28 protein-coding genes are annotated in these 23,723 nt (G+C 70.1%); 7 read left to right on the forward strand and 21 right to left on the reverse strand.

Translation table 11 applies throughout. The annotated features are described in order from the left end of the window. Window positions 1-12 precede the first annotated feature (12 nt). The 3 genes from IF64_RS0106995 to IF64_RS0107005 all read left to right on the forward strand — a co-directional run bounded on the left by IF64_RS0106995 (window position 13) and on the right by IF64_RS0107005 (window position 2,545). Window positions 13-1,038, forward strand: a complete 1,026-nt coding sequence (locus IF64_RS0106995; RefSeq protein ID WP_030531198.1) for an enoyl-CoA hydratase/isomerase family protein — start codon at window positions 13-15, stop codon at window positions 1,036-1,038. A gap of 97 nt (window positions 1,039-1,135) precedes the next feature. Continuing rightward, entirely contained in the window at window positions 1,136-1,840 is a 705-nt protein-coding gene (locus tag IF64_RS25265; RefSeq protein WP_036875930.1) for a FadR/GntR family transcriptional regulator, read from the forward strand. A gap of 135 nt (window positions 1,841-1,975) precedes the next feature. Next, entirely contained in the window at window positions 1,976-2,545 is a 570-nt protein-coding gene (locus IF64_RS0107005; RefSeq protein ID WP_246134865.1) for a hypothetical protein, read from the forward strand. A 10-nt stretch (window positions 2,546-2,555) separates the two neighbouring features. On the opposite strand, the gene rlmN is transcribed toward IF64_RS0107005, so the two are convergent. Next, entirely contained in the window at window positions 2,556-3,662 is a 1,107-nt protein-coding gene (rlmN, locus tag IF64_RS0107010) for a dual-specificity RNA methyltransferase RlmN (protein WP_030531200.1), read from the reverse strand. 123 nt (window positions 3,663-3,785) lie between these two features. Between rlmN and IF64_RS0107015 the strand changes: the two genes are divergently transcribed. Further along, window positions 3,786-4,391 carry a PadR family transcriptional regulator gene (locus IF64_RS0107015; protein ID WP_030531201.1) on the forward strand — a complete coding sequence of 202 codons (606 nt, stop codon included), beginning with the start codon at window positions 3,786-3,788 and terminating at the stop codon, window positions 4,389-4,391. On the opposite strand, the gene IF64_RS0107020 is transcribed toward IF64_RS0107015, so the two are convergent. Next, complete coding sequence (locus IF64_RS0107020; RefSeq protein ID WP_030531202.1) at window positions 4,352-5,131, reverse strand: class I SAM-dependent methyltransferase; 780 nt, start codon at window positions 5,129-5,131, stop codon at window positions 4,352-4,354. The genes IF64_RS0107015 and IF64_RS0107020 overlap by 40 nt on opposite strands. Window positions 5,132-5,216: 85 nt before the next feature. On the opposite strand from IF64_RS0107020, the gene IF64_RS0107025 reads away from it, so the two are divergent. Continuing rightward, window positions 5,217-6,056, forward strand: coding sequence for a VOC family protein (locus IF64_RS0107025; RefSeq protein ID WP_030531203.1), 840 nt, complete (start codon window positions 5,217-5,219; stop codon window positions 6,054-6,056). A gap of 66 nt (window positions 6,057-6,122) precedes the next feature. On the opposite strand, the gene IF64_RS0107030 is transcribed toward IF64_RS0107025, so the two are convergent. The 5 genes from IF64_RS0107030 to rpsB form a co-directional block, all read right to left on the reverse strand. Continuing rightward, window positions 6,123-7,088: a phosphatidate cytidylyltransferase gene (locus IF64_RS0107030; protein WP_030531204.1), complete on the reverse strand. Its 966-nt coding sequence runs from the start codon at window positions 7,086-7,088 to the stop codon at window positions 6,123-6,125. Further along, entirely contained in the window at window positions 7,088-7,645 is a 558-nt protein-coding gene (frr, locus tag IF64_RS0107035) for a ribosome recycling factor (protein WP_030531205.1), read from the reverse strand. Before frr ends, IF64_RS0107030 begins: the two co-directional genes overlap by 1 nt. Next, entirely contained in the window at window positions 7,642-8,397 is a 756-nt protein-coding gene (gene pyrH, locus IF64_RS0107040) for a UMP kinase (RefSeq protein WP_030531206.1), read from the reverse strand. Before pyrH ends, frr begins: the two co-directional genes overlap by 4 nt. 117 nt (window positions 8,398-8,514) lie before the next feature. Further along, window positions 8,515-9,339 carry a translation elongation factor Ts gene (gene tsf / locus IF64_RS0107045; protein ID WP_030531207.1) on the reverse strand — a complete coding sequence of 275 codons (825 nt, stop codon included), beginning with the start codon at window positions 9,337-9,339 and terminating at the stop codon, window positions 8,515-8,517. Window positions 9,340-9,390: 51 nt separating this feature from the next. Further along, window positions 9,391-10,200, reverse strand: coding sequence for a 30S ribosomal protein S2 (gene rpsB / locus IF64_RS0107050; RefSeq protein ID WP_030531208.1), 810 nt, complete (start codon window positions 10,198-10,200; stop codon window positions 9,391-9,393). A gap of 493 nt (window positions 10,201-10,693) precedes the next feature. On the opposite strand from rpsB, the gene IF64_RS0107055 reads away from it, so the two are divergent. After that, window positions 10,694-11,335: a M23 family metallopeptidase gene (locus IF64_RS0107055; RefSeq protein WP_246134864.1), complete on the forward strand. Its 642-nt coding sequence runs from the start codon at window positions 10,694-10,696 to the stop codon at window positions 11,333-11,335. 9 nt (window positions 11,336-11,344) lie between these two features. Here IF64_RS0107055 and IF64_RS0107060 read toward each other — a convergent pair whose 3' ends face one another. From IF64_RS0107060 to rpsP, 13 genes are all read right to left on the reverse strand, one after another. Continuing rightward, window positions 11,345-12,376, reverse strand: coding sequence for a FliA/WhiG family RNA polymerase sigma factor (locus IF64_RS0107060; RefSeq protein WP_048808271.1), 1,032 nt, complete (start codon window positions 12,374-12,376; stop codon window positions 11,345-11,347). Then, window positions 12,348-13,463, reverse strand: a complete 1,116-nt coding sequence (locus IF64_RS0107065; protein WP_084705727.1) for a tyrosine recombinase XerC — start codon at window positions 13,461-13,463, stop codon at window positions 12,348-12,350. The genes IF64_RS0107060 and IF64_RS0107065 overlap by 29 nt, the downstream gene beginning before the upstream one ends. A 133-nt stretch (window positions 13,464-13,596) precedes the next feature. Next, window positions 13,597-14,820 (reverse strand): DNA-processing protein DprA, encoded by a 1,224-nt coding sequence (gene dprA, locus IF64_RS0107070; protein WP_084705713.1) that lies wholly within the window; start codon window positions 14,818-14,820, stop codon window positions 13,597-13,599. Beyond that, window positions 14,817-16,334: a YifB family Mg chelatase-like AAA ATPase gene (locus IF64_RS0107075; protein ID WP_030531213.1), complete on the reverse strand. Its 1,518-nt coding sequence runs from the start codon at window positions 16,332-16,334 to the stop codon at window positions 14,817-14,819. The genes dprA and IF64_RS0107075 overlap by 4 nt, the downstream gene beginning before the upstream one ends. Next, window positions 16,334-16,741 (reverse strand): YraN family protein, encoded by a 408-nt coding sequence (locus tag IF64_RS0107080; protein WP_051757537.1) that lies wholly within the window; start codon window positions 16,739-16,741, stop codon window positions 16,334-16,336. Before IF64_RS0107080 ends, IF64_RS0107075 begins: the two co-directional genes overlap by 1 nt. A gap of 180 nt (window positions 16,742-16,921) precedes the next feature. Then, window positions 16,922-17,245, reverse strand: a complete 324-nt coding sequence (locus tag IF64_RS0107085) for a DUF2469 domain-containing protein (RefSeq protein ID WP_030531215.1) — start codon at window positions 17,243-17,245, stop codon at window positions 16,922-16,924. An 87-nt stretch (window positions 17,246-17,332) separates the two neighbouring features. Continuing rightward, on the reverse strand, window positions 17,333-18,067 hold the full coding sequence (locus IF64_RS0107090; protein ID WP_051757568.1) for a ribonuclease HII: 735 nt from the start codon (window positions 18,065-18,067) through the stop codon (window positions 17,333-17,335). Between the two features lie 115 nt (window positions 18,068-18,182). Further along, window positions 18,183-19,190, reverse strand: coding sequence for a signal peptidase I (gene lepB / locus IF64_RS0107095; protein ID WP_211252539.1), 1,008 nt, complete (start codon window positions 19,188-19,190; stop codon window positions 18,183-18,185). Between the two features lie 30 nt (window positions 19,191-19,220). Further along, the gene (rplS, locus tag IF64_RS0107100; protein ID WP_030531218.1) at window positions 19,221-19,580 is read right to left on the reverse strand and encodes a 50S ribosomal protein L19; all 360 of its coding nucleotides are present in this window, start codon (window positions 19,578-19,580) and stop codon (window positions 19,221-19,223) included. Window positions 19,581-19,754: 174 nt separating this feature from the next. Then, on the reverse strand, window positions 19,755-20,498 hold the full coding sequence (gene trmD / locus IF64_RS0107105; RefSeq protein WP_030531219.1) for a tRNA (guanosine(37)-N1)-methyltransferase TrmD: 744 nt from the start codon (window positions 20,496-20,498) through the stop codon (window positions 19,755-19,757). A 70-nt stretch (window positions 20,499-20,568) separates the two neighbouring features. Further along, window positions 20,569-21,111, reverse strand: coding sequence for a ribosome maturation factor RimM (gene rimM, locus IF64_RS0107110; protein ID WP_030531220.1), 543 nt, complete (start codon window positions 21,109-21,111; stop codon window positions 20,569-20,571). A gap of 4 nt (window positions 21,112-21,115) precedes the next feature. Continuing rightward, window positions 21,116-21,355, reverse strand: a complete 240-nt coding sequence (locus IF64_RS0107115; protein WP_030531221.1) for an RNA-binding protein — start codon at window positions 21,353-21,355, stop codon at window positions 21,116-21,118. Further along, on the reverse strand, window positions 21,352-21,855 hold the full coding sequence (rpsP, locus tag IF64_RS0107120) for a 30S ribosomal protein S16 (RefSeq protein ID WP_030531222.1): 504 nt from the start codon (window positions 21,853-21,855) through the stop codon (window positions 21,352-21,354). The genes IF64_RS0107115 and rpsP overlap by 4 nt, the downstream gene beginning before the upstream one ends. A 293-nt stretch (window positions 21,856-22,148) precedes the next feature. On the opposite strand from rpsP, the gene IF64_RS0107125 reads away from it, so the two are divergent. Then, window positions 22,149-22,916, forward strand: a complete 768-nt coding sequence (locus IF64_RS0107125; protein WP_030531223.1) for a sulfite exporter TauE/SafE family protein — start codon at window positions 22,149-22,151, stop codon at window positions 22,914-22,916. Between the two features lie 38 nt (window positions 22,917-22,954). On the opposite strand, the gene IF64_RS0107130 is transcribed toward IF64_RS0107125, so the two are convergent. Next, window positions 22,955-23,674: a CPBP family intramembrane glutamic endopeptidase gene (locus IF64_RS0107130; RefSeq protein WP_051757569.1), complete on the reverse strand. Its 720-nt coding sequence runs from the start codon at window positions 23,672-23,674 to the stop codon at window positions 22,955-22,957. Between the last annotated feature and the right edge of the window lie 49 nt (window positions 23,675-23,723).

Consider the following 23,723-nt stretch of genomic DNA (forward strand, 5'->3'; position numbering starts at 1 on the left):
GAAGGAGGCTCGATGGAGGACCGGACAGGTGTCGCCTGCCGCGTACACGGAACCGCGGGACACCTCACGCTCGACCGCGCCGAAGCACTCAACGCGTTGAACCTGCCGATGATCCGGCACATGCATGCGGCCCTGGACCTATGGGAGGACGACGACGCGGTCTCGGTGGTTGTGCTCGACTCCGCATCGCCACGCGCCTTCTGTGCGGGCGGCGACATCGGCGTCGTCCACCGGTCGGCCAGGTCGGACCCCGAACAGGCGCGGCAACTGTGGCGCGAGGAGTACCGGCTCGACGCACGCCTGACCCGCTATCCCAAACCCGTGGTGACGCTGATCGACGGGCTTGCGCTCGGCGGGGGCATGGGCATCGGCTGCCACGCCGCCGTCCGGGTGGTGACCGAACGTGCGCAACTGGCGATGCCCGAGGTTGCCATCGGCTTGGCACCCGACGTCGCGGGTACGTGGCTACTCACCCACGCGCCGGGGCGCATCGGCACCCACCTGGCCCTGACGGGGACGCGGGTGGGTGCCGGCGACGCGGTCTACTGCGGACTCGCCGACCACGTCGTCGACTCGTCACTACTCCGCCAGCTCAGGGCCGATCTGTTCGCCGGCTGCCCGCCCGCCGAGACGGTGGCAAAGTACAGCCGCCCACCCGAACCCACGCTCGCCGAGCACCGAGCGTGGATCGACCGCTGCTACACACCCGTCGACGTCGCCGCGATCGTCGAAGAACTTCGCGCGGCGGCCGCCACCGACGCTCTGAACGCGCTCGCCGCCGGATCACCGACCGCACTGAAGGTCACTCTGCGCGCACTTCAGCGGGCGAGCACCATACCCGCGATCGAGGACTGCCTCGTGCAGGACTACCGGGTATGCAGCCGGTTCCTCGCACATCCGGACCTCGAGGAGGGCATCCGCGCGAAGATCATCGACAAGGACCATGCACCGCGCTGGAACCCCGCACGGCTCGACGAGCTATCAGACGCCGACGTCGAGCGATTCTTCGCTCCCCTGCCCGACGACCTGCGGCTGTGACCGACCACCAGAGCTTCGATCAGTCCTCGATTGTGGTCCGACCACTATCGAGCTACGCTGCCGCACCAGACAGCGCTGTCGAGGAGGCGACTTTTCGATGGATGGGCCCGTACCGGACAACGTTCGCTCCCTTCGACCCCGCCGCACGGCCGTCGCCGCCGTCGAGCACGTGATCCTGCGCAGACGGCTCGGCGAAGGAGATCCACTGCCCTCCGCGGCCCACTTGGCGCGCACCCTCGAACTCGGCATCCACGACGTTCAGCACGCGCTCGAGGTACTCGAATCGATGTACGTCCTACGCCACGACGACGGCAGATACGTCGTGACCGGGCGCAGCTCCGCGCTCGTCGATCGACTGGTCCGGTTGCGCATGAGTCTGTCCGGCTTCGACCGCGGCGATCTCATGGCCATCCGCATCGATCTCGAACGCGGCGCCGCTCTTCGCGCCGCAGCCGAGGCCACCCCGGCCGACCTCGCGTCACTGCACGAGGTCGTCGCCGCCATGGCCGAACCGGACGTCTCGCCCGAGCGATTCAGCGAGCTCGACCGCGAGTTCCACACCGGACTCGCCAGGGCCGGCCGGAACGAACTCGCGACCCTGTTACTGACCTCGCTCGGCGACGCGGTGCAGAACGAGATGCGCACCGCCTACGGCCGCATGCTGCGCTGGCCGCACACGGCCGCCAGACTTGCCGAGGAACACCGGCGGATCCTCGCCGCCGTCGAGCAGGGCGCTGCCGGTGCCGCTTCGGAGGCCATCACCGCACACATCGGACGGTTCTACGACCTTCAGGCCGGATAGCGATCGGCGGCCACCCATACGGGTTCCGGGGCCCCACGACCGAGGGAACACCGACGCGTGGAGTGAGGATCACGGTCGAGTGCGGACCGGAACAGGCGAGTGACCACGGCCGATCCGCTTCCTACCGTGAACGGGGTGGGCAAGCACCGGAAGCTCGTCAGCACCCCGGCTCCGACACCTGCGGCACCGCAGGCCGCACCGTCACGGCGACAGCGTCGCGTCGCCCTGCGCAGACAGCACGCGGAGAGAACGCTGCGCCGCCTGTCCACCCCCGTCACCGGCGGGGCCGTCGCCTGCGCGTTCGACAGCGAGGGGTTCTACGTCCGGCTGGCCGATCGGATCCTCGACCGGCTGCCGTGGCACCTGCGCATCCGCCACAAAGGGCACGCGCTGTGCGTATGCCTGCACGACCTGACGACGGGGCTCGAGTCGAGCCGATACGCCAAACTCGCCCAGATGCCGCTCCACGAGGCGCTGCTGCGCCTGCGCTTCCCTCACTTCCTCGCCGACCTGATGGCCTCCCGCGAGGTGTTCGGCGACAAGCCCATTCTCGGCGCACTGCCCGCACGCGATCTGGCGACGACGTTGACCGCCGTCGTCCCGCTCACCTGTCCCGACCTCGACCGCTGTCCGGCACGCGGCGACGTCCTGCGGACCTACAACTCCCCCGCGTCGACCGAACGGCTACGCGCGCTCGCCGGCTGAGGCCCGCGGATCAGTTCTCGGCGGCCAGCTGGCCACAGGCGGCGGCGATCTCCTGACCCCGCGTGTCGCGCACCGTGCACGCCACTCCGCCGTCGTTGACGCGGCGGACGAACTCGCGCTCGACATCCTTCGGCGAGGCGTCCCATTTGGACCCGGGCGTCGGGTTCAGCGGGATCACGTTGACGTGCACCAGGTGCCCCAGGTGCTTGCGCAACCGCTTGGCCAGCAGATCCGCCCGCCACGGCTGGTCGTTCACGTCGCGGATGAGCGCGTACTCGATCGACACCCGCCGCCCGGAGGTGTCGGCGTAGTACCGCGCGGCCTCCAGAACCTCGTCGACGGACCAGCGGTTGTTGACCGGCACCAGGGTGTCGCGCAGCTCGTCGTCCGGCGTGTGCAGGGACACAGCGAGGCGCACCTGCATCTGTTCGTCGGCGAGCTTGCGGATCGCGGGCGCGAGGCCGACGGTCGACACGGTCACCGACCGCTGCGAGATGCCGAGTCCCGACGGCGCGGGCTCGGTGATCCGCCGCACCGCGGCCACGACCCGCTTGTAGTTGGCGAGCGGCTCGCCCATGCCCATGAACACGATGTTCGACAGCCTGCCCTCGCCGCCCGACATCGTGCCGTCGCGCATCACCGCGGCCGCGGCCCGCACCTGGTCCACGATCTCCGCCGTCGACAGGTTGCGCTCCAGCCCGCCCTGGCCGGTGGCACAGAACGGGCAGGCCATGCCACATCCGGCCTGGCTGGAGATGCACAACGTCGCCCGGTCCGGGTAGCGCATGAGCACGCTCTCCAGCAGCGTCCCGTCGTGCGCGCGCCACAGCGTCTTGCGCGTCTCACCGTCGTCGCAGTCCAGGGCCCGAACCTCAGTGAGCAGCGGCGGCATCAGCTCGTCGACCAGCTTCTGCCGGGAGGCCGCCGGGATGTCGGTCATCTCCTCCGGGTCGACGGTCAGCCGGGAGAAGTAGTGGTTCGACAGCTGCTTCGCACGGAACGGCTTCTCGCCGAGTTCGGCGACAGCCTCCGCACGCTCGTCCAGCGTGAGGTCGGCGAGGTGGCGCGCGGGCAGGCCGCGGCGGGGTGCGTCGAAGACGAGGGGAAGGGCAGTCATAGCGCTGTCCATGGTCCCACATGTCGACATATTGCGCGCCGACTGTTAGCGATATATCGTTGATGTGTCGCCGACGATCGGAGACAGAGCAGATCCCCACATCACACAGAGGAGGCGGACGTCATGAGAGGACGTTTTCGCAGATTCGACAGCCACGACCACTCCGACCACGGTCATCCCGCGTTCGGGCCGTTCGGCCCGGGATTCGACGGCGGCTTCGGCCCGGGGTTCGGCCCCGGCCGCCGCGGTGGACATCGGCGGGGACCGGGCGGTCCACGACGCGGCAGGCGGGGCGACGTACGCACGGCGGTACTCGCACTGCTGGCCGAACAGCCGCGGCACGGGTACGAACTCATCGGCGAGATCGCCGAGCGCAGCGGCGGGTTCTGGCGGCCGAGCCCCGGGTCGATCTATCCCACCCTGCAGACACTCGCCGACGAAGGCCTCGTCCGCAGCGACGAGGGCAGCGGCAAGCGCCTGTTCGAACTGACCGATGCAGGCAGGGCTGCGGCCGAGAAGATCGACTCGCCGCCGTGGGAACACTTCACCGAGGAGGCCGATCCGAACGAGGTGGCGCTCCGCGACGCCGCCGGCGCGCTCATGGGCGCCGTCAAGCAGGTCTCCCACGTCGCGACGAGCGACCAGAAGTCGCGCGCGGCCGACGCGCTCGACCAGGCACGCCGCACGCTCTACGGAATACTCGGCGAAGCACCCGCGGCCGATGAGTGAGCGACGAGGCCGGTCGGCTTCCTCCTGGTCAGCACGCGGTAGCCGACCGGCAGCTCCACCTCCCCCGCGCTCCCGCGGCGGCGCAACGTCTCGGCGACGGCCCGCCGCGCGACCGCGGGGCTGAACTCGATCCCGAGTACCGCCTCGACGGTGCGTTCGTCGGGAAACACCCAGCGGGTTTCCACCCTGGCGCACGAGAAGCCCTGAGCGGCGAAGAACGCATCGACGGCATCCGCGTCGTAGTGCGGAAGATCGGCCGACATCCATGCGCCGTACGGCGCGTGCCGCGTGTCCAGGTCGACGACGGCCAGCACGCCGCCGGGCCGCAACACGCGGTCGACCTCGAGCAACCCGGGTTCGCATCCGGGTCCGAAGAAGTACGCCGTGCGCGCGTGGACCACGTCGACCGCACCGTCCGCCGCCGGAATGCGCTGGGCACGACCGCGCTCGACCGTCACCCCCGGCAGTTCCGCCACCCGCTGCCGCGCCCTGCGCACCAGCGGAGGATGCGGTTCCACGCCGAGCACCGATCGCGCGTGTTCGGCCAGCCGCGGCAGGTGGAACCCGTCGCCGCAGCCGAGGTCGATCACGTCGGCACCCCACCACGGAGCCTGCCGTTCCAGCTCCCGCCAGATCACGCCGTCGACGTCCTGCACCTGGTTCTCGAGTTCGTAGACGTCGGCGTGGTACCAGATGTTCGGACTGGGGTAGACCTCCGTCTTGCGGGAGAACCGGTTCACGCACTCAGCCTATCGACGCCGCCCCGAAGGCGTAAGATCATCGACCACTTACGCACGAGGACGGCACCGAAGGGGTCTGGTGACCATGTCCGAATCGCACGCGGCATCCGCGATCCTGCCCGCAGGAACACCGTGCTGGATCGAACTCGCCACCCCCGACGACGCAGCCGCCCGTGCGTTCTACGGGGAGCTGTTCGGGTGGGAGTTCGACGTCCGGCGTGACCCGGCGCCCGTGACCCACCGCTACAGCATCGCGACCCTGAACGGCTGGGAGACCGGCGGTCTGTACCAGGCCGGTCCACACCAGCCGACGGGCTGGATCCCGCACCTCGCGGTCACCAACGCCGCCGCCACCGTCGAATGGGTGCAGCACCTCGGCGGCCTCGTCACCCTCGGCCCCGTCGACATCCCCGACCGCGGCAGCGTCGTGCACGCCATCGACCCGAGCGGCGCACCCGTCGTGTTCTGGCAACTCGCGCCGTCGTGGACGTTCGCCAAGCTCCTGCCCGGCACGTTCAGCGGCGTCGACCTCAACACCCACGACGCCAGCCGCGCCGACGACTTCTACGGCAAGCTGTTCGGCTACACCAGCCAGCAGATCGGCACCGACGGCATCGACTACCTGGAATGGCGCATCAACGCCGAGCCCGTGCTGTACCGGTACGTGCTGGCCGCGGAACAGCGTCATCAACAGCCGCACTGGACGGTGTACCTGCAGGTGGATCCGCACCGGGGAACCGACGCAGTGGCAGGCCACGCGATCATGCTCGGCGGTCAGGTCGTCACCGCACCGTTCGACAGCCCGTTCGGCCGCGTCGCCGTCCTCGCCGACCCCTCAGGAGCGGTCTTCTCCGTGGTGGACCACAGCCGGTCGGTCGACCTCGGCACCGGCCGCGCCGAGGTCGACGACCCGTACGACGACTGACCGCTACATGCACCCAACGGCCCCATGGCGGCGCTCAACGCGACTATGGGGCCCTCGGGGGGACCGTTAGGCAGGGACGAACAGGCTGAGCAGCAGCCAGGAGGCGAGTGCCGAGGGCAGGAGCGAATCGAGGCGGTCCATCAACCCACCGTGGCCCGGCAGCAGGTCACCCATGTCCTTGATGCCGAGGTCCCGTTTGATGAGCGACTCCATCAGGTCGCCGAGCGTGGCCGTCAGCACGATCGCCATACCGAACAGCACACCCTGCCAGGCGTGCCCGTCTACCAGGAACGCCAACGACAGCGCACCCGCGACGATGCCCGCCGTCATCGAACCCGCGAAGCCCTCCCAGCTCTTCTTCGGACTGATCGACGGCGCCATCGGATGCCTGCCACGCAACACTCCCGCGGCGTAGCCACCGGTGTCGGAGGCGATCACCACGATGAGGAATGCGATCACCCGTCCCACGCCGTCGTCCGGCGGGACCAGCATCGCCGCGAACGAGGCGAACAACGGCAGGTACGCCGCGGCGAACACCGACGACCCGACGTCGCGCACATAGCCGGACGCACCACCGGGCAGACGCCACAGCAGGCACAGCAACACGGTCACGACGAACGCCGTCAGGGCACCTTCGCGACCGAACGGCCAGGCCAGCCAGATCATCGCCTGGCCACCGACCAACACCGGGGTCAGGGCGATCCGGATGTCGGCCGAGCGGAACGCTCTGCTCAGTTCGATGGTGCCGACCGCGATGGCGATCGCGATGACACCGATGAACAGGTAGCGGACCGTGAACAGCGACACCAGGATCGCGGCACCGAGCAGTACCCCGACCCCGATCGCGGCGGGGAGGTTACGACCGGCGCGGGACGGCTTCTTCTCCCCCACACCCTCGGATGCACCCTCCGGCTCCCCACCTCCGGCGGAGGTGGGAAGGTCGGGCTCTGCGGCATCGCGCACGTCGTCCGGAGGGCGGCCAGGTTCGGCGGCACCGGAGCGCTGCTCCCGGTCGTCGGTCACCTTCGTCATCAGACCTCGAGAAGCTCGGATTCCTTGTGTTTCACGAGCTCCTCGACCTGCGCCACGTACTTGTCGGTCAGGTTCTGCAGTTCCTTCTCGGCGCGCGCGACCTCGTCCTCACCGGCTTCGCCGTCCTTGCCGATGCGGTCGAGCTCCTCCTTGGCCTTACGGCGCACGCTGCGGACGGACACGCGCGCCTCCTCGCCCTTCTGCTTGGCGACCTTCACCATCTCCTTGCGCCGCTCCTCGGTGAGCTGCGGGATGACGACGCGGATGATGCTGCCGTCGTTCGTCGGGTTCACGCCGAGGTCGGAGTCCCGGATGGCCTTCTCGATCGCCGCCAGCTGCGTGGCGTCGTACGGCTTCACGACAGCCATGCGCGCCTCGGGGATGTTGACGCTGGCCAGCTGGTTGAGCGGCGTCGGCGCGCCGTAGTACTCGACGGTGATGCGGGAGAACATCGCCGGGGTCGCCCTGCCGGTGCGCACCGACGACAGCTCCTCCTTGGCGTGGGACACCGCCTTTTCCATCTTCTCTTCTGCGTCGAAGAGCGTCTCGTCGATCACGGCTGCTCCAGGTTCGTGGGTGTACTGACCAGGGTCCCGATCCTCTCACCGCTGACCGCGCGCGCGATGTTGCCCTCGGTGAGGAGGTTGAAAACGATGATCGGCATGTTGTTGTCCATGCACAGGCTGAACGCCGTCGCGTCGGCGACCTTGAGGCCGCGCTCGAGCACCTCGCGATGGGTGATCTCGTCGTAGAGCTTGGCGTCCGCGTCCACCCGCGGGTCGGCGGTGAACACACCGTCCACGGCCTTGGCCATGAGCACCGCGTCGCACCCGATCTCGAGAGCGCGCTGCGCGGCGGCCGTGTCGGTGGAGAAGTACGGCATCCCCGTGCCTGCGCCGAAGATGACGACGCGGCCCTTCTCGAGGTGCCGCTCGGCCCGGCGGGGGATGTACGGCTCGGCGACCTGGCCCATCGTGATGGCGGTCTGCACGCGTGTCGGCACGCCTTCCTTCTCGAGGAAGTCCTGCAGTGCCAGCGAGTTCATGACGGTGCCGAGCATCGCCATGTAGTCGGCGCGGTCGCGGTCCAACCCCCGCTGGGACAGCTCCGCACCGCGGAAGAAGTTGCCGCCGCCGATGACGACGGCGATCTGCGCGCCGTCGCGGACGACCTCGGCGATCTGCACGGCGACCGAGTGGACCACGTCCGGGTCGACGCCGACGGAACCACCGCCGAACATCTCGCCACCGAGTTTCAGCAGCACCCTGCGGTAGCCGCGTCCGGGCCTGTCGGCGTCTCCCTCGTTCATCTCCGGCATCCCTTCGGCGTCGTCGACGGACTGTCGCGGATCGTCACTGTCGGTGTGTCTCGCACATGTGCCCCGCCTCCTGACTGGCGGGAGACGGGGCACATGCGCCTGGCTGGGTCAGGCCTGGCCCACCTCGAAGCGGGCGAACCGCGTCACGGTGACCCCTGCCTCGTCGAGCAGCGCCTTCACGGTCTTCTTGTTGTCCGTGACCGACGGCTGCTCCAGCAGCACGTTGTCCTTGTAGTAGGCGCCCACCTTGCCCTCGATGATCTTCGGCAGAGCCTGCTCCGGCTTGCCCTCCTCGCGGGCGGTCGACTCGGCGATCCGACGCTCGTTCTCGACGACGTCGGAGGGCACCTCGTCGCGCGAGAGGTACTGCGCCTTGAGCGCAGCGACCTGCAGCGCGGCACCACGGGCGGCCTCGGCGGCCGCATCGCCCTCGCCGGTGTACTCGATGAGCACGCCGACCGCGGGCGGCAGACCCGAACCACGACGGTGGAGGTAGGTCTCCACCTTGCCGTCGAAGTAGGCCACCCGGCGGACCTCGAGCTTCTCACCGATCTTGGCCGAGAGCTCCTGGACCACGTCGGCGACGGTCTTGCCGTCGACCTCGGCGGCCTTGAACTTCTCGACATCGTCGGTCTTCTGCTCCTGGGCGACCTGGACGAGCTTGTCGGCCAGCTGCTGGAACTCGTCGTTCTTCGCGACGAAGTCCGTCTCGGAGTTCAGCTCGACGAGGGCACCGCCGGCACCGGCCACCAGGCCCTCAGCGGTCGCGCGCTCGGCACGCTTGCCGACGTCCTTGGCGCCCTTGATGCGCAGGATTTCAACGGCCTTGTCGAAGTCGCCTTCGCTCTCCTCCAGCGCCTTCTTGCAGTCCATCATGCCGGAGCCGGTGAGTTCGCGGAGGCGCTTGACGTCTGCCGCGGTGTAGTTCGCCATCGTGCGTTTCCGTTCTCTGTCGCGGGATGCGCAGGTGGTGTCTGTACTGGATCAGGAAGCGGTGCTCTGACCGGCGGTCTCGGAGCCGGCGAGCAGCTCCTGCTCCCACTCGGGCAGCGGCTCGGCGGCGGCCTCGGGCTTGTCCTCGCCCTCCGGAGCGGCACCGTTGCGGCCGGAACGCGCCATCAGACCGGCGGCCGCGGCCTCGGCGACGACCTTGGTCAGCAGCGCGGCCGAGCGGATCGCGTCCTCGTTACCCGGGATCGGGTAGTCGACCTCGTCCGGGTCGCAGTTGGTGTCGAGGATGGCCACGACCGGGATGTTCAGCTTGCGAGCCTCGCCGACGGCGATGTGCTCCTTCTTGGTGTCCACGATCCAGATGGCGCTCGGGACCTTGGACATGTCGCGGATACCGCCGAGGGTCTTCTCGAGCTTGTCCTTCTCGCGGGTCAGCGTGAGGATCTCGCGCTTGGTCAGGCCCTGGAAGCCGCCGGTCTGCTCCTGCGACTCGAGCTCCTTCAGACGCTGCAGACGCTTGTGCACCGTCTGGAAGTTGGTCAGCATGCCGCCGAGCCAGCGCTGGTTCACGAACGGCATGCCCACGCGCTGGGCCTCCGTCGCGATGGCTTCCTGCGCCTGCTTCTTCGTGCCGACGAACAGGATCGTGCCGCCGTGCGCGACCGTCTCCTTGACGAACTCGAACGCGCGGTCGATGTAGCTCAGCGTCTGCTGCAGGTCGATGATGTAGATGCCGTTGCGCTCGGTGAGGATGTAGCGCTTCATCTTCGGGTTCCAGCGGCGGGTCTGGTGCCCGAAGTGCACGCCGGAATCGAGCAGCTGCTTCATGGTGACGACGGCCATGGCCTGATTCGCACCTCTTCTGTCTCGGCGCACCGGATTCGACGTCCGATACGCGGGCCGGTTGTCGCGGTCCACCGGGTCGGTGGCCGCCCTGGTGCCGTGCCGGTGACCGGACTCCCTGGCCATACCCTCGACCTGAAAGACCGCCGGGCACCGCTGCCCCGCTCGGCGGGGCGCGCACGTGCACGCGAAGTCAGCCTGTGCGTACACAGACTGCGCCAAGCAGTGTACGCCGACCGGACGCCGGCGCTCGACCCGGACCACCTCGGCGGTCCGGTGCCGGCGCGCGCCGCCCGAGTCATCCGCAGCGGCCGGTCCCCGAGTGCTCGGTCCGTGGGCGCTCGGTCCGTGGGCGGCCTGTCCGTGGGGATCTGTCCGTGGGGATCTGTCCGTGGGCGGCCTGTCCACGAGCACGTTGTCCACACCGGCCCTGGCCGTCCACAGATTCGCCGTACCCACCCTTCGTCCGGCTGCCGGCCGCCACGCTGGACGAATGAGCTCTGCCCGGACGAGCCTCGGCCTACCCCACCGGCGGCGACCGCCGACCCGCCGTCGCCTGGTCGCCGCCGAGGCGATCGCGATGACGGTCGTGGTCGTTGCCGTGACCCTGCACAGCCCCACGCCGGTCGCTCCCGCGCAGGCCCAGCACTCCCCTGGCCGGGGCCTCCCCAGCACGGTGCGCAGCCCTTCGTTCGACTGGCCGTTGACGCCGCGGCCACGGGTGGTGCGCCCGTTCGACCCGCCCACCTCTCCCTACGGACCGGGACACCGCGGCGTCGACCTGGCCGCCGCACCCGGCCAACCGGTGCTCGCCGCCGCGGAGGGCCGGATCGTGCACGCCGGCACGGTGGCGGGCAGAGGCGTCGTGTCGATCCAGCACGACGGCGGCCTGCGCACCACCTACGAACCGGTGCGCGCCTCACCCGAGGACGGCGTCACACCGGGCACGCGGGTGACCGGCGGGGAGCGGATCGGGACGGTCGCCGGGCACCACGCCGGGTGTCCCACCGTGGCCTGCCTGCACTGGGGCGTGCGTCGCGGCGAGGAGTACCTCGATCCGCTCGAGTTCGTGCCACCGGCGGGCCCGCTGCGGCTGAAACCGTGGCCCGATGAGGCTTCGGCCGGCCCCTCGTGACGGTCCGGCTCAGCCCGCGGCGCCCTCCTGCAGTTTCGCCCTGAGACGCAGGACGGCGCGAGTGTGCAACTGGCTCACCCGCGACTCGGTCACGCCGAGCACCTTGCCGATCTCGGCGAGCGTCAGGCTCTCGAAGTAGTAGAGACTGACGACGATCCGGTCACGTTCGTTCAGCTGCGAAATGGCGTCGGCGAGCTGCTTGCGGTTGTCCCTGTCGACCAGCACGGCCGCGGGGTCGACCGCATCGTCGTCCGGGAGCGACTCGACGACCGACTCGCTCTCCTTGCCTTCGGCGACGAGCGCTTCGAGCGCGACGACGCTCGTGAGTCGCAACTGCCCGTACAGCTCCCGCAGCTCGGCCAGCGAGATGCCGAGCTCCGCGGCGACCTCGGCGTCGGTCGGTGTGCGGCCGAGCCGGGCACCGAGCCGTTCGAGGGTGCGCTGCACCTCGCGAGCACGGCTGCGCACGACCCGCGGCACCCAGTCCTGCGACCGCAGATCGTCGAGGATGGCGCCCCGAATGCGCTGCATGGCGTAGGTCTCGAACCGCAGTCCCCGGTCGGGGTCGAACTTCTCGATCGCGTCGACCAGCCCGAAGATCCCCGACTGGATCAGGTCGGCCACGTCGACGTGGGTGGGCAACCCGGTGCCGACGCGTCCGGCCACGTACTTCACCAGCGGCGCGTAGTGGAGCACGAGACGGTCGCGCGTGCGCTGCGACGGTTCGGTGGCGAACTCCTGCCACAGGGCCCTGATGGCCACGTCCGCCTCGGTACGCGCCGGAGCTGCGGCTTCGGCATCAGCCGTGTCGGGTTCGGGCGGTGTGTCGGCGTCGGGCCGCTCGTCGGTCTCGGCCGGGGACGTCGAGGTCGTCACTGTGTCACCCGCCCTGTCACCCGCAGTCCTGCCGTTCGCCGCACTGTCGCGGCCGGCGTACCTGGCAGGTGTGCCGTCAGTGTGCCTGTCGTCCGCGTGCGTCGAACCGGCCGTACCTGCCGAAACTCCACCGGCGTCATTGGGCACGGGGGTGGGTTCGGTCATGAATCGCCTTCAGCCGCTCGACGGTCACGTGTGTGTAGAGCTGCGTGGTCGCAAGCGTAGCGTGACCGAGTAGTTCCTGAACGCTGCGCAGGTCCGCTCCCCCCTCGAGCAGATGGGTGGCCGCCGAATGGCGGAGGCCGTGCGGCCCCATGTCGGCAGCGGACACCGACTCTACGGCGTCGTGTACCACGCGTCGTACCGTCCTGGGATCGACGCGCCCACCGCGGGCACCGAGGAACAACGCCGGCCCGGACGCGCCCGTCGCCACGGCACCACGGCCGAGGTCGAGCCACCGGCGCAGTGCCGTGTCGGCGGGCACGCCGAACGGCACCATGCGTTCCTTGTCCCCCTTGCCCAGTACGCGCGCCAGCCGGTTGCCGAGGTCGACGTCGTCGACGTCGAGTGCGCACAGTTCGGACACCCGGATACCGGTCGCGTACAGCAGCTCCACCATCGCGTGGTCGCGGAGCGCGACGGGGTCCTCCTGCTGCGCCCCTGCCGCCGACGCGCGCATGACCTCGCCCGCTTGTTCCGGACGCAGGGTTCCGGGCAGCGTCCGGTGTGCCTTCGGTGCCGCCAGCCGGAGCCCCGGATCGACCGCCAGCAGGCCTCGGTCGGCGGCCCACGCCGTGAAGGTCCGCGCGGAGGCCGCCCGTCGCGCCAGCGTGGTGCGACTGCGGCCGTCGTTGCGCTGGCTGCCGAGCCACGCACGCAGGGCCTCGAGGTCGAGACCGGCCAACGCGGGCCCGCCGTCCGCAGCGTCCGCTCCGGCAATATCAACTCCGCCAGTGCCCACTCCGGCAGCGTCCACTCCGGCAGCTTCCACTCCGGCAGCTTCCACTCCGGGTTCGGACGCGTCCTGCCCGGTCGCGTCCGTGCCGTGGACGAAGGCCAGCAGCGAGACGACGTCACCGACGTAGGCACGGACGGTGTGCGCGGACAGGCCACGTTCCGAAGTCAGGTGCCGCTCGTACTGGTCGACGACCGTGGCGGTGCCGGAAGGCAGTGCGGCACGCAGCCGGCGCAGGTCGGTGCGCCGGTCCGCGGGCCGGCGCCCGCGACCACCACGCGTGGTCGATGAACTCATGCCGCTGACGCTGCGGTACCGCACGTGCGCGGTCAAGCATCGCCACGCCACGATGATCAAGCTGCAATCCGCAGGTGTCCGCCACCTCCTCCTTCGCTCTCGCATCACCCACTCGGGGTCACCCGGCTGGAATTCACCTGCTGGTCGCGCGCGATCTGCGCCACCCGGTGTCGCAACGCTCCACCAGTCCCGACAACTCGAGTTCCGGCAGGAGCGCGCGCACCCGCGGCAGCGGCACTCCGGACGCCTCGGCGATGCGTTCGGCCGCCGTGCCCGTGCGCTCGTCCACGGCTTCGTGGACGCGCAACGCCTCGGGGCCGAGGTCGTCAGTGGGTCGTCGTGGACGTGGCGCCGACTCCGTGCGGGCCGCTCCGCCGAGACTGCCGACGGTGTCCAGGACCTCGTCGACCGACGACACGAGCGTGGCGTGGGCGTCACGGATCAGCTCATGGCATCCCACGGAGGTCGCCGACCCGACGGGTCCGGGCACCGCCATGACGACCTTGCCGAGCGCACCCGCGGTCGCCGCCGTGTTGCGCGCCCCGCTGCGCCGCCCCGCCTCGACCACCACGGTGCCTGCGGTCAGCGCCGCCAGAAGCCGGTTCCGGACGAGGAACCGGTGCCGTGCGGGCGGAGTCGTCGGCGGGTACTCGCTGATCACCGCACCCTGTTCCGCGATCCGGTTCACCAGGCCGACGTGGCCCGCGGGATAGCCGACCTCGAGACCGCAGCCCAGCACAGCGACGGTCGGTCCACCCGCAGCCAGCGCACCGCGGTGCGCGGCTCCGTCGATGCCGTAGGCGGCACCGGAGAAGACGGCCGCACCGTCCTGTACGAGGCCGTAGGCGAGCTCGGCGGCGGTGTGCTCGCCGTACTCGCTGGCCGCGCGGGCGCCCACGATCGCCACCGCACCGTCGACGACCTGGTCCAGTCGGGCGCTTCCGCGGACCCACAGGGCGACGGGCGCGGCGACGTCACGGACGCCCCGCCCCGTCGCGATCTGCAACGACAGCAGTGGCCACGCCGGCCATTCGTCGTCCTCCGGGATGACCAGCCGATGCCCCGACTCGGCGGCGCGGCGCAGATCGTCGGCCGACCGCTCGACCAGCCGCCGCGCCTGCGTCTCGCGTGCGACCCCGTCGGGCACCTGGCCCCGGTGCACGCGTTCGGCCGCGACGACGGGACCGTGTTCGGCCACGAACGCGTGCAGTGCGGGCGCAGGCGGTTCGGCCACCCCGAGCAGATACGCACGCGCGAGGCGCACCTCGTCGGCAGTCGGCTGATCCGCCGTCGCAACGTCCGCCCGCGCAACGTCCGTGGTCCCGATGTCCGGGGTCGCGGACCTGTGCTCGGTCATGCCGCCCTCCGATCACGGAACTCCAAGGCCGCGGCGACGTGGTCGCCGTCCGGTTCGTCGACACCCGCCAAGTCGGCGAGCGTCCACGCGATGCGCAGACACCGGTCGGCTCCTCGCGCCGTGAGAGCCCCGCGGTCGAGGCTGCGGTCGAGCAGCCGGGTGACCGGTCCCGGCAACGCGAACTCGCGGCGCAAGGCGGGCCCCGGTACCTCCGCGTTGGTCCGCCAACCCCGCTCCGACCACCGTTTCGCCGCCCGCTCGCGCGCCGCGACGACCCGTTCCCGGACCTGCGCCGTGGATTCGCTCTGGCCGCCGGCGTCGACGACACTCAACGACGTTGCAGGCCGCATCCGCACGCGAAGGTCGACCCGGTCGAGCAGTGGCCCGGAGAGTTTGGCGAAGTAGCGCCGTCGCGCGGCGGGGCTGCACCGGCACTCGGTCTCGCGGGCGGGAGCGCACGGGCACGGATTCGCCGCCAGCACCAGTTGGAACTGCGCCGGATACCGGACCCAGCCCTTCGCACGCCCGATGCGCACCTCGCCCTCCTCGAGCACGGTGCGCAACGCCGCGAGGCGTTCGCCGCCGAACTCCGGAGCCTCGTCGAGGAACAGCACCCCTCGGTGGGCCCTGCTGATCGCGCCGGGACCTGCCAGGCCCCTACCGCCGCCGATCAGCGCGGGCACGGAGATCGAGTGGTGCGGCGCCACGAACGGCGGCACGCGCACCAGCGGCGACTCGGCTCGGAGTGCGCCGTCCACCGAATGCACGGCCGTGACCTCGAGTGCCTCGTCGTCGTCGAGTGCCGGCAACAGACCGGGAAGGCGTTTCGCGAGCAGGGTCTTCCCGATGCCGGGCGGGCCGGTCATGAGCAGGTTGTGTCCCCCTGCCGCGGCCACCTCCAGTGCCCACCGTGCTTCCGGCTGCCCGACGACGTCGGCCAGATCGGGCACGTTCTCGTCGAGGCAGGAGTCCGGGGGTACGTCGGCACGCGTCAGCCCACCGTCATCGGTCAACCAGGCGATCAACTCGCTGAGCCGCTCGGCACCGCCGACGTCGAGGCCCGCGACCAACGCACCCTCGGCCAGCGATTCGACCGCCACAACGGCCCGCCGGTATCCGGCCCTGCGGGCCGCCAGCAGTGCGGGCAGCACGCCGCGGACGGGACGCACCCGTCCGTCGAGAGCCAGCTCCCCCACCAGCACGGTGTCGAGGAGCTTGTGCGCGGGCACCGCACCGGACGCGGCCAGCACCGCCGCCGCGATGCCCAGGTCGTACCCGGAACCGTCCTTGGGCAGATTCGCGGGCGACAACCCGAGCGTGATGTTGCTGTCGGGCCAGCTCTGCCCGCTGTTGCGCACGGCCGCTCGAACCCGGTCCTTCGCCTCCCGCAGACCCGGATCCGGCAGGCCGACGAGTTTCGTCCCCGGCAGTCCGGCCCCGATGTCGGCCTCGATCTCCACCGGACGCCCGTCGACGCCGATCAGCGCGACCGACCAGGCACGCGCGAGGGGCATCAGAACGCCCCCGGGATGTGCCGGACTGTCGGTGCGCGCCCCGGGGAACAGTCGACGGCGAGCACGTCGAACCGGATCGGACACCAGCCGACACCGAACTCCGACAGCCACCGCGACGTGATGCGGCGGATGCGCGCCTGCTTGTCCTCCGTGACCGCCTCGGCCGGTTCTCCGAAACGCGGACCGGAACGGGTCTTGACCTCGCACACGACGAGCGTCGTGCGGTCGGTCGCGATGATGTCGAGCTCGCCCTCGCGACATCGCCAGTTGCGGCTCAACACGACCAGCCCGCGGTCGGTCAGATAACGAGCCGCGAGCTCCTCACCGCGCCGCCCCAACGCCAGATGTGCCCCGCGTCCTCTGCTGCGGGGCCGATGGGACGACGTGCCACCCACTGTGGCGCTCATACGCGTTCACCCCCAAGGTCCGCGGCCGGCACGCGCCGGCCGTGACCTCACGATCACAGGGGTGCCAGGCCCGCGGCAGGGGCAATTCGCGAAACTGTGGACAACCGGGGCGATGTGGACAACTCACCGCGTCGAGCACCGCTGCCGTCCGACCTGTCGGTGTCCCGTGCTAGCGGCGGATCAGCCGCCGAACGGCCCCTCCTCGGGCAACCGGAGCTCGGGTTTCTCCAGCTCCTCGACGTTGACGTCCTTGAACGTGATGACCCGAACGCTCTTGACGAACCGAGCGGGGCGGTACATGTCCCACACCCACGCGTCGGACATCCGCACCTCGAAGTACACCTCGCCGCCGCTGTCACGCACCTGCACGTCGACCGCGTTGGCCAGGTAGAACCGCCGCTCGGTCTCCACGACGTACGAGAACTGGCCCACGATGTCGCGGTACTCCCGGTACAGCGACAGTTCCATCTCGGTCTCGTACTTCTCGAGATCCTCTGCGCTCATCTGCTCCTCGCAAGCCTTACGAGCCGTTCGGTGGCGAACAACCATTGTGACACTCGGCGAGTCCCGACTCGACGGACTGCCGCCTGATCACCCTGCCGGGAGCTCGAAGAGCACCTCTTGATTCTCGTGGGTACGCGCCGGTTTGGCGTGCAACGCGGCCGCGGTGAGCAGCACCTTGTGCGGAGGCTGCTTGCCGTGCAGACCGCCCGCGGCCGCCACGTTCGTGTAGGACCAGCGGTGGACCGGACTCGGCCCGTGCGCCGTCAACGCCTCGCCGTGCTCGCCCGTCGTGTAGCCCTTGTGCACGTCGAACCCGTACTCCGGATACTCGGCGTGGAGCTCGGTCATGATCCGGTCCCGCGTCACCTTCGCCAGCACCGACGCCGCCGCCACACACGCCACCGCCCGGTCGCCCTTGATCACGGGGACGCTGGGCGCGGGCAGGCCCGGCACGCCGAACCCGTCGATGAGCACGTATCCGGGAGGGGTCGACAGTCCGGAGACCGCTCGGCGCATGCCCTCGATGTTGGTGACGTGGATGCCGAGGGCGTCGACCTCCGACGGCGGCACGATCACGATCGAGTAGGACACCGCGCGGCGCACCACCCGGTCGTAGACGCGTTCACGCGCGGCCGCGGTCAACAGCTTGGAGTCCGTCAGTTCGGACAGCCGCGCCGCGTCGCCGTTGCGGAGGATGCACGCGGCGACCACCAGCGGACCGGCGCACGCACCACGTCCTGCCTCGTCGACCCCGGCCACCGGACCGAGGCCGCGACGTTCCAACGCGCCCTGCAACGCCCATGGGGTCGCGCCGCGGATGATCGCGCGCGGTGGACGTGGGCAGTCTGCGGTCAGGAGCGACCGGGTCGCGGTCCGCGACCTCTTCGGGCTTGTCGTCGGCTTGGGCACGAGAACGTCCAACGCTCGCCGGGTGTGGTTACCGCCCGCGGCGTACCGCCCCGCCGACGGCCGAACTGATCCGGCGGCCGATCTTCAAGACGGGCCAGGCCGCGACGACGCCGACGCCCAGCGGGAGTCCCTGCTGCCACGCGGGTGCACTCATCGCGTTCGCCGTGCTCTCCTGCGGGTTGGGCGCGCTGATCACGTCCCAGCGCGACGGCGGCAGCACGATCAGCCGAGCCTTGCCGATGATGTTGTCCTCGGGAACGGCGCCACTGGCCGTTCCCTCCTCGTTGTGCGCCCTGGAGTCGGCCGAGTTGTTGCGGTTGTCGCCCATCATCCAGACGTAGCCCTCGGGCACCGTCACCTTCGGGAACGGCGCCTGCGGCCGGGCGCCCTCGAGGTGCAGATACGGCTCGTCGAGCGGTTTGCCGTCGACCAGAACGCGGTTCTCGTCGTCGCAGCACTCGACGGTCTGGCCGCCGGTGGCGATGATCCGCTTGACGAAATCGCGCTCGTCGGGCGGGGCGAGACCGAACGCGGAGCCGACCATCTGGAAGAAGTCGGCCACGGCATTGCTGTCGTCCTCGGCAAGCTGGCCGCCGACCCAGGAGTCGGGGCCACGGAAGACCACGACCTCTCCGGGCTCGGGTTCGGAGAAGTCGTAGACGAGCTTGTCGACGAGGATGCGGTCCGGCGTGCACCCCGGGCATCCGTGGAGGGTCTCCTCCATGGAGCCCGACGGGATCATGTACACGCGGGCCAGGAACTGCTGGATCAGGAAGGCCAGCACGAGCGCGATCCCGATGAGGATCGGCAGTTCCTTCCAGAACGACCGCTGCTTCTTCGCCTTGCCGCGGCCGCCGCCACCGCCGGCGGCCTGTGCCTTCTCGCCGGCTCCGGTGTGACCGTGCTCGGCCGAGGCTCCGTCACCACGGTCAGCAGGATCGACGGGGTCGGCGGGCTTGTCGAACGGATTCTTCCGCTCTTCGTCCGGGCGTTCCGGTTCGTCCTCTGAGGCGTTTGAAGGCACAGGCTCGACCACGGCGTCAGGCTACGGGAAGCTCCCGAAAGCTCAGGAGGCGGAGGGGCTCTCGCGACGCTCCTTGATCTTGGCCGCCTTGCCGCGCAGGTCGCGCAGGTAGTAGAGCTTCGCGCGGCGCACGTCGCCCTTCTTGGAGACCTCGATCTTCGCGATGTTCGGCGAGTGGACCGGGAAGGTGCGCTCGACGCCGATGCCGAACGACATCTTGCGCACGGTGAACGTCTCGCGGATGCCGCCGCCCTGACGGCGGATCACGACGCCCTCGAAGACCTGGTTCCGCTCGCGGTTGCCTTCGATGACTCGGACATGAACCTTGAGCGTGTCGCCCGGGCGGAAGTAGGGGATGTCGGAACGCAGCGACTGAGCGTCCAGCGCGTCCAGGGTGTTCATCTTCTGGTCCGTCCTCGTCCTAGTGGCAATGTGGCTTGAGTTGGTCCGGGCGCGCACCGGCCTCACAGCGGGCGGCCCTGGAGTTTCGGCAGCGCGTGCTCACACGTCGCGCCAACTGGTCAAGTATGGCATGTGGGCTGTCCGTACCGGACAAGGGGCTGCCGGCGGCCCGCGTCAACCCTGGTCGCGCAGCCTGTCGAGCACCGCACGGTCGCGGGCGTCGAGGTCGGCCTCGCCGAGCCGTTCGAGCAGGTCGGGGCGCCGGTGGTAGGTGCGCTCGAGTGCCTGGTCGCGTCGCCAGCGGTCGATGTGGGCGTGGTTTCCCGAGCGCAGCACGTCCGGCACCGGGAGGTCACGCCAGACCTCGGGGCGGGTGTAGCTGGGTCCTTCGAGCAGGCCGTCGGAGAACGAGTCCTGTTCGGCCGAGACCGGGTTGCCCAGCACACCGGGCAGCAACCGGACGACGGCCTCGACCATCACCAGCACCGCGGCCTCTCCGCCGACGAGCACGTAGTCGCCGATGGACACCTCGTCGACGGGCATGCGGCGGGCCGCGTCGTCGAAGACTCGCTGGTCGATGCCCTCGTACCGGCCGCAGGCGAACACGAGGTGCTCCTCCTCGGCGTAGGCCCGCGCCATGGTCTGGGTGAACGGCGTCCCCGCGGGCGTCGGCACGACGAGCCGGGACCGTTCGGTGCACACCGTGTCGAGTGCCTCGCCCCACACCTGCGGTTTCATCACCATGCCGGGACCGCCGCCGTACGGCGCGTCGTCGACGGCCCGGTGCACGTCGTAGGTCCAGTCCCGCAGGTCGTGAACCCCGATCTCGATGAGCCCGCGCTCGATCGCCCTGCCCAGCAGCGCCGCACGCAGCGGCTGCAGGTACTCGGGGAAGATCGTGACGACGTCGAGTTTCACGGCGGGCCTTCGGCGGGACGGTGGGGTCAGCGGCTGATCAACGGGCTTTCAACGGGCTTTCAATGGGCTTTCAATGAGCGACGTCGGCGTCGCTGTCCTCGAGCAGCCCTTCGGGCGGGTCGAGCACGACGCGGCGCGCCTGCACGTCGACCTCGGGGACGATCGCCCGCACGAACGGGACGAGCACCTCGGGCAGGCCTTCCCTGTCGACGACGAGCAGTTCACCACCCGGCGAGTGAACCACTTCGCGCACGGTGCCGACGACCGTTCCGTCGGCCAACTCGGCGCTGAGCCCCTCGAGTTCGTGGTCGTAGAACTCGTCGGGGTCGTCGATGGGAGGGAGCTCGCCTGCGTCGGCGAGCAGAAGAAGTCCGCGATGCGTCTCAGCTGCGGTCCGGTCGGGGACCTCCTCGAAACGCACCAGCAGCCGCCCGCTGTGCCAGCGGGCGGCTGCCACGGTGAGTCGCAAGGTGTCGCCGCCTCGGGTCCTGCCGGTCAGGACCGCGCCTTCGACGAACCGCTCGTCCGGCGAGTCGGTGCGCACGTCCACGGCGAGTTCACCACGGATGCCGTGCGCCTTCGCGACCCGGCCGACCACGACCTGTTCGGTCATCCGCTCAGCGGTCGGTGTCGATCACGTCGACGCGGATTCCCTTGCCGCCGACGGATCCCATCACGGTGCGCAGCGAGGTCGCCGTACGACCGCTGCGGCCGATCACCTTGCCGAGGTCGTCCGGGTGGACGTGAACCTCGAGGGTGCGGCCGCGGCGGGTGGTGACCAGGTCGACACGGACCTCGTCGGGGTTGTCGACGATGCCGCGCACGAGGTGCTCGAGCGAATCGGCGAGGAAGCTCACGCCTCGTCGGCCTTCTTCTCGCCCTCGGCCTCCGGCGCGGCGGAAGCCTCGGCCGACTCGGTGGCCTCGGCGGTCTCCTCCGCGGGCTTGTCAGCCTTGTCGGCCTTCTTGCCACCGCTCTTCTTCTTCGGGGTGACGGCCTCGACGGAGGGCTCCTCGTTCGCGGCGGCGAGCGCCTCGTTGAACAGCTCCTGCTTGGTCTTCTTCTCCGGGCGCGGCTTCAGCGTGCCCTCGGCACCGGGCAGGCCCTTGTGCTTCTGCCAGTCACCGGTGATCTCGAGGATGCGCTGCACCGGCTCGGTGGGCAGTGCGCCGACGCCCAGCCAGTACTGGGCGCGCTCGGAGTCGACCTCGATGAAGCTCGGCTCTTCCTTGGGGTGGTACTTGCCGATCGTCTCGATGGCCTTGCCATCCCGGCGGGTGCGCGCGTCCGCGACGATGATGCGGTAGTACGGCGCGCGGATCTTGCCCAGGCGCTGCAGCTTGATCTTGACGGCCACGGGTGTGGGTACTCCTGTCGTGTTCGCTTGCTCGGTTCGTAGGCACCACCCCGAGTGGGGAGCGGATCGGCGATGCCCCGCAGGTCTGTGGTCTCGCTCCGAACGCGGTGAGAGGGCCCGTTCGGAGCGGGCAAGCTCCCATTTTGCCAGAGCGATTTCGCTCACCCGCGCCGGGCTCCCCTACCCGGCCGTCTTCGGCACCGGAGAACACTGCGGTCCGGACCCCGGGCACTCCGGAGCGTCCGCGGCCCGAACCGGGTCGTGCGCACTGGCTGTCGTGGAAAGGATCGCACGTGGACGTCGGCACGCTCGCCCTGCTCGCCGGAGCCGGTGTCGCCGCGGGGCTGGCGTCGTCGATCGCCGGGTTGGCCTCGCTGTTCAGCTATCCGGCTCTGCTGGCAGCCGGCCTGCCGCCGCTGACGGCCAACATGACGAACACGGTGGCGATGCTGGCCACGACCGTCGGCGCGGCGGGCGGGTCGCGACGGGAACTGCGGGGCCAGGGCCGCAGGCTCGTGCGGATCATCGCCGCGGCGGTGGTCGGCGGCTCGGCCGGTGCGGCCCTGCTGCTGACGACCCCGGCCGACACATTCGAACTCGTCGTGCCGTGGCTCATCGCGCTGGGCTCGATGCTGCTGCTCCTGCGGGACCGGTTGCGGCAGGCCGCGGACATCCGCGCCGCCCGGAAGGGCAAGGAGCGCAAGCCCGGCAGGGGATTCGTCGCCGCGTTCCTCGCGGTGACGGTCTACTCGGGGTACTTCGGTGCGGGTTCGGGGATCATGATGCTCGCCGTCCTGTCGGTGTCCCTACCCGATGCGCTGCCGGTGTCGAACGCGTTGAAGAACGTCGCCACGGGCGCGGCGAACGGCACGGCGGCGATCGCGTTCGCCCTGTTCGCCCCGGTCAGTTGGCCTGCCGCGGTGTCACTGGCCGCGGGCTCGTTCGTCGGCGCCTGGATCGGGCCGATCATCGTGCGCAGGCTTCCCGAACGGCCGTTGCGGATCGCGATCGCACTGGCCGGTCTGGGACTGGCTGCGCACCTGTTCGTGCAGGCCCTGTAGACCCTGCCCGCCCGGTCACTCCGAGCACGCCCACGTGCTCACGCCTCGGCGATCCCCAGCGCGGTGAGCAGGATGGCCACGGCAGGCAGGAAGTTGTTCATCTGGTGGGCCACGATGCTGCCGAGCAGTCGTCCCGTGATCAGCCTGGCCAGCCCGATGGGCACGGAGATCAGCAACAGCAGCGACGTGCGCAGCGGTTCGAGGTGGCTGACGGCGAACACCGCGGTCGAGAGGGCGAAAGCCGCGATGCGGCCCCATTTCTCCTTGCGCCACTCCAGCCGTTCCGTGGCACTCCACAGCAGCCCGCGGTAGATGACCTCCTCGCAGATCGGGCCGAGGAGCCACAGGTACAGGAACATCACGACCGCGGCCTGCACCGACATCGGCTTGTCCTCGACGAGCGCGCTGATCGCCGACCTGGCGTTGCGCTCCCCCACGATCTCCGTCCACACCCACGCGCCGACGCTGGTGAGTACGAGGCCCACCATGCCGAGCTTCAGGCCCAGTTTGACGTCGTCCCAGCGCCAGGACAGGTTCAGGTCGGCCAACGGACCGTTGCCGCGGACCTTCGTGATCACGAGCGCGGTGCTCGCGGCGATCAGCGTGGGCATGATCGTGCCGATCAGCACGTTGCGCACCGACACGTCCTCGCCGGGGCCGCTGCTGCGGCTGAGGATCGCTCCGATCAGGGCGGCCGAGGCGAGCAGGACGAACTCGACGAGCAGGAACGCGCCGAATCCCCAGCGCGGTGGTGGCAGCGAGGCCGAGCGAGGTGCACCGGCGACACCGGGCGAATCGGACGAGGTC

The organism is Prauserella rugosa, assembly GCF_000719975.1.
Classification (GTDB): domain Bacteria; phylum Actinomycetota; class Actinomycetes; order Mycobacteriales; family Pseudonocardiaceae; genus Prauserella; species Prauserella rugosa.

What these genes read in the sequence shown, in the direction of transcription:
- IF64_RS0107065 (WP_084705727.1), bottom strand. Translation starts at nt 13,463, where the DNA reads ATGAGTTCATCGACCACGCGTGGTGGTCGCGGGCGCCGGCCCGCGGAC.
- rimM (WP_030531220.1), bottom strand. Translation starts at nt 21,111, where the DNA reads ATGACCGAACAGGTCGTGGTCGGCCGGGTCGCGAAGGCGCACGGCATC.
- IF64_RS0107060 (WP_048808271.1), bottom strand. Translation starts at nt 12,376, where the DNA reads ATGACCGAACCCACCCCCGTGCCCAATGACGCCGGTGGAGTTTCGGCA.
- dprA (WP_084705713.1), bottom strand. Translation starts at nt 14,820, where the DNA reads ATGACCGAGCACAGGTCCGCGACCCCGGACATCGGGACCACGGACGTT.
- rlmN (WP_030531200.1), bottom strand. Translation starts at nt 3,662, where the DNA reads ATGACTGCCCTTCCCCTCGTCTTCGACGCACCCCGCCGCGGCCTGCCC.
- IF64_RS0107030 (WP_030531204.1), bottom strand. Translation starts at nt 7,088, where the DNA reads ATGACGAAGGTGACCGACGACCGGGAGCAGCGCTCCGGTGCCGCCGAA.
- IF64_RS0107085 (WP_030531215.1), bottom strand. Translation starts at nt 17,245, where the DNA reads ATGAGCGCAGAGGATCTCGAGAAGTACGAGACCGAGATGGAACTGTCG.
- IF64_RS0107025 (WP_030531203.1), top strand. Translation starts at nt 5,217, where the DNA reads ATGTCCGAATCGCACGCGGCATCCGCGATCCTGCCCGCAGGAACACCG.
- IF64_RS0107080 (WP_051757537.1), bottom strand. Translation starts at nt 16,741, where the DNA reads ATGAGCGCCACAGTGGGTGGCACGTCGTCCCATCGGCCCCGCAGCAGA.
- IF64_RS0107075 (WP_030531213.1), bottom strand. Translation starts at nt 16,334, where the DNA reads ATGCCCCTCGCGCGTGCCTGGTCGGTCGCGCTGATCGGCGTCGACGGG.
- pyrH (WP_030531206.1), bottom strand. Translation starts at nt 8,397, where the DNA reads ATGAACGAGGGAGACGCCGACAGGCCCGGACGCGGCTACCGCAGGGTG.
- rpsB (WP_030531208.1), bottom strand. Translation starts at nt 10,200, where the DNA reads ATGGCCGTCGTCACCATGAAGCAGCTGCTCGATTCCGGCGTGCACTTC.
- IF64_RS0107015 (WP_030531201.1), top strand. Translation starts at nt 3,786, where the DNA reads ATGAGAGGACGTTTTCGCAGATTCGACAGCCACGACCACTCCGACCAC.
- IF64_RS0107055 (WP_246134864.1), top strand. Translation starts at nt 10,694, where the DNA reads ATGAGCTCTGCCCGGACGAGCCTCGGCCTACCCCACCGGCGGCGACCG.
- IF64_RS0106995 (WP_030531198.1), top strand. Translation starts at nt 13, where the DNA reads ATGGAGGACCGGACAGGTGTCGCCTGCCGCGTACACGGAACCGCGGGA.
- rplS (WP_030531218.1), bottom strand. Translation starts at nt 19,580, where the DNA reads ATGAACACCCTGGACGCGCTGGACGCTCAGTCGCTGCGTTCCGACATC.
- tsf (WP_030531207.1), bottom strand. Translation starts at nt 9,339, where the DNA reads ATGGCGAACTACACCGCGGCAGACGTCAAGCGCCTCCGCGAACTCACC.
- IF64_RS25265 (WP_036875930.1), top strand. Translation starts at nt 1,136, where the DNA reads ATGGATGGGCCCGTACCGGACAACGTTCGCTCCCTTCGACCCCGCCGC.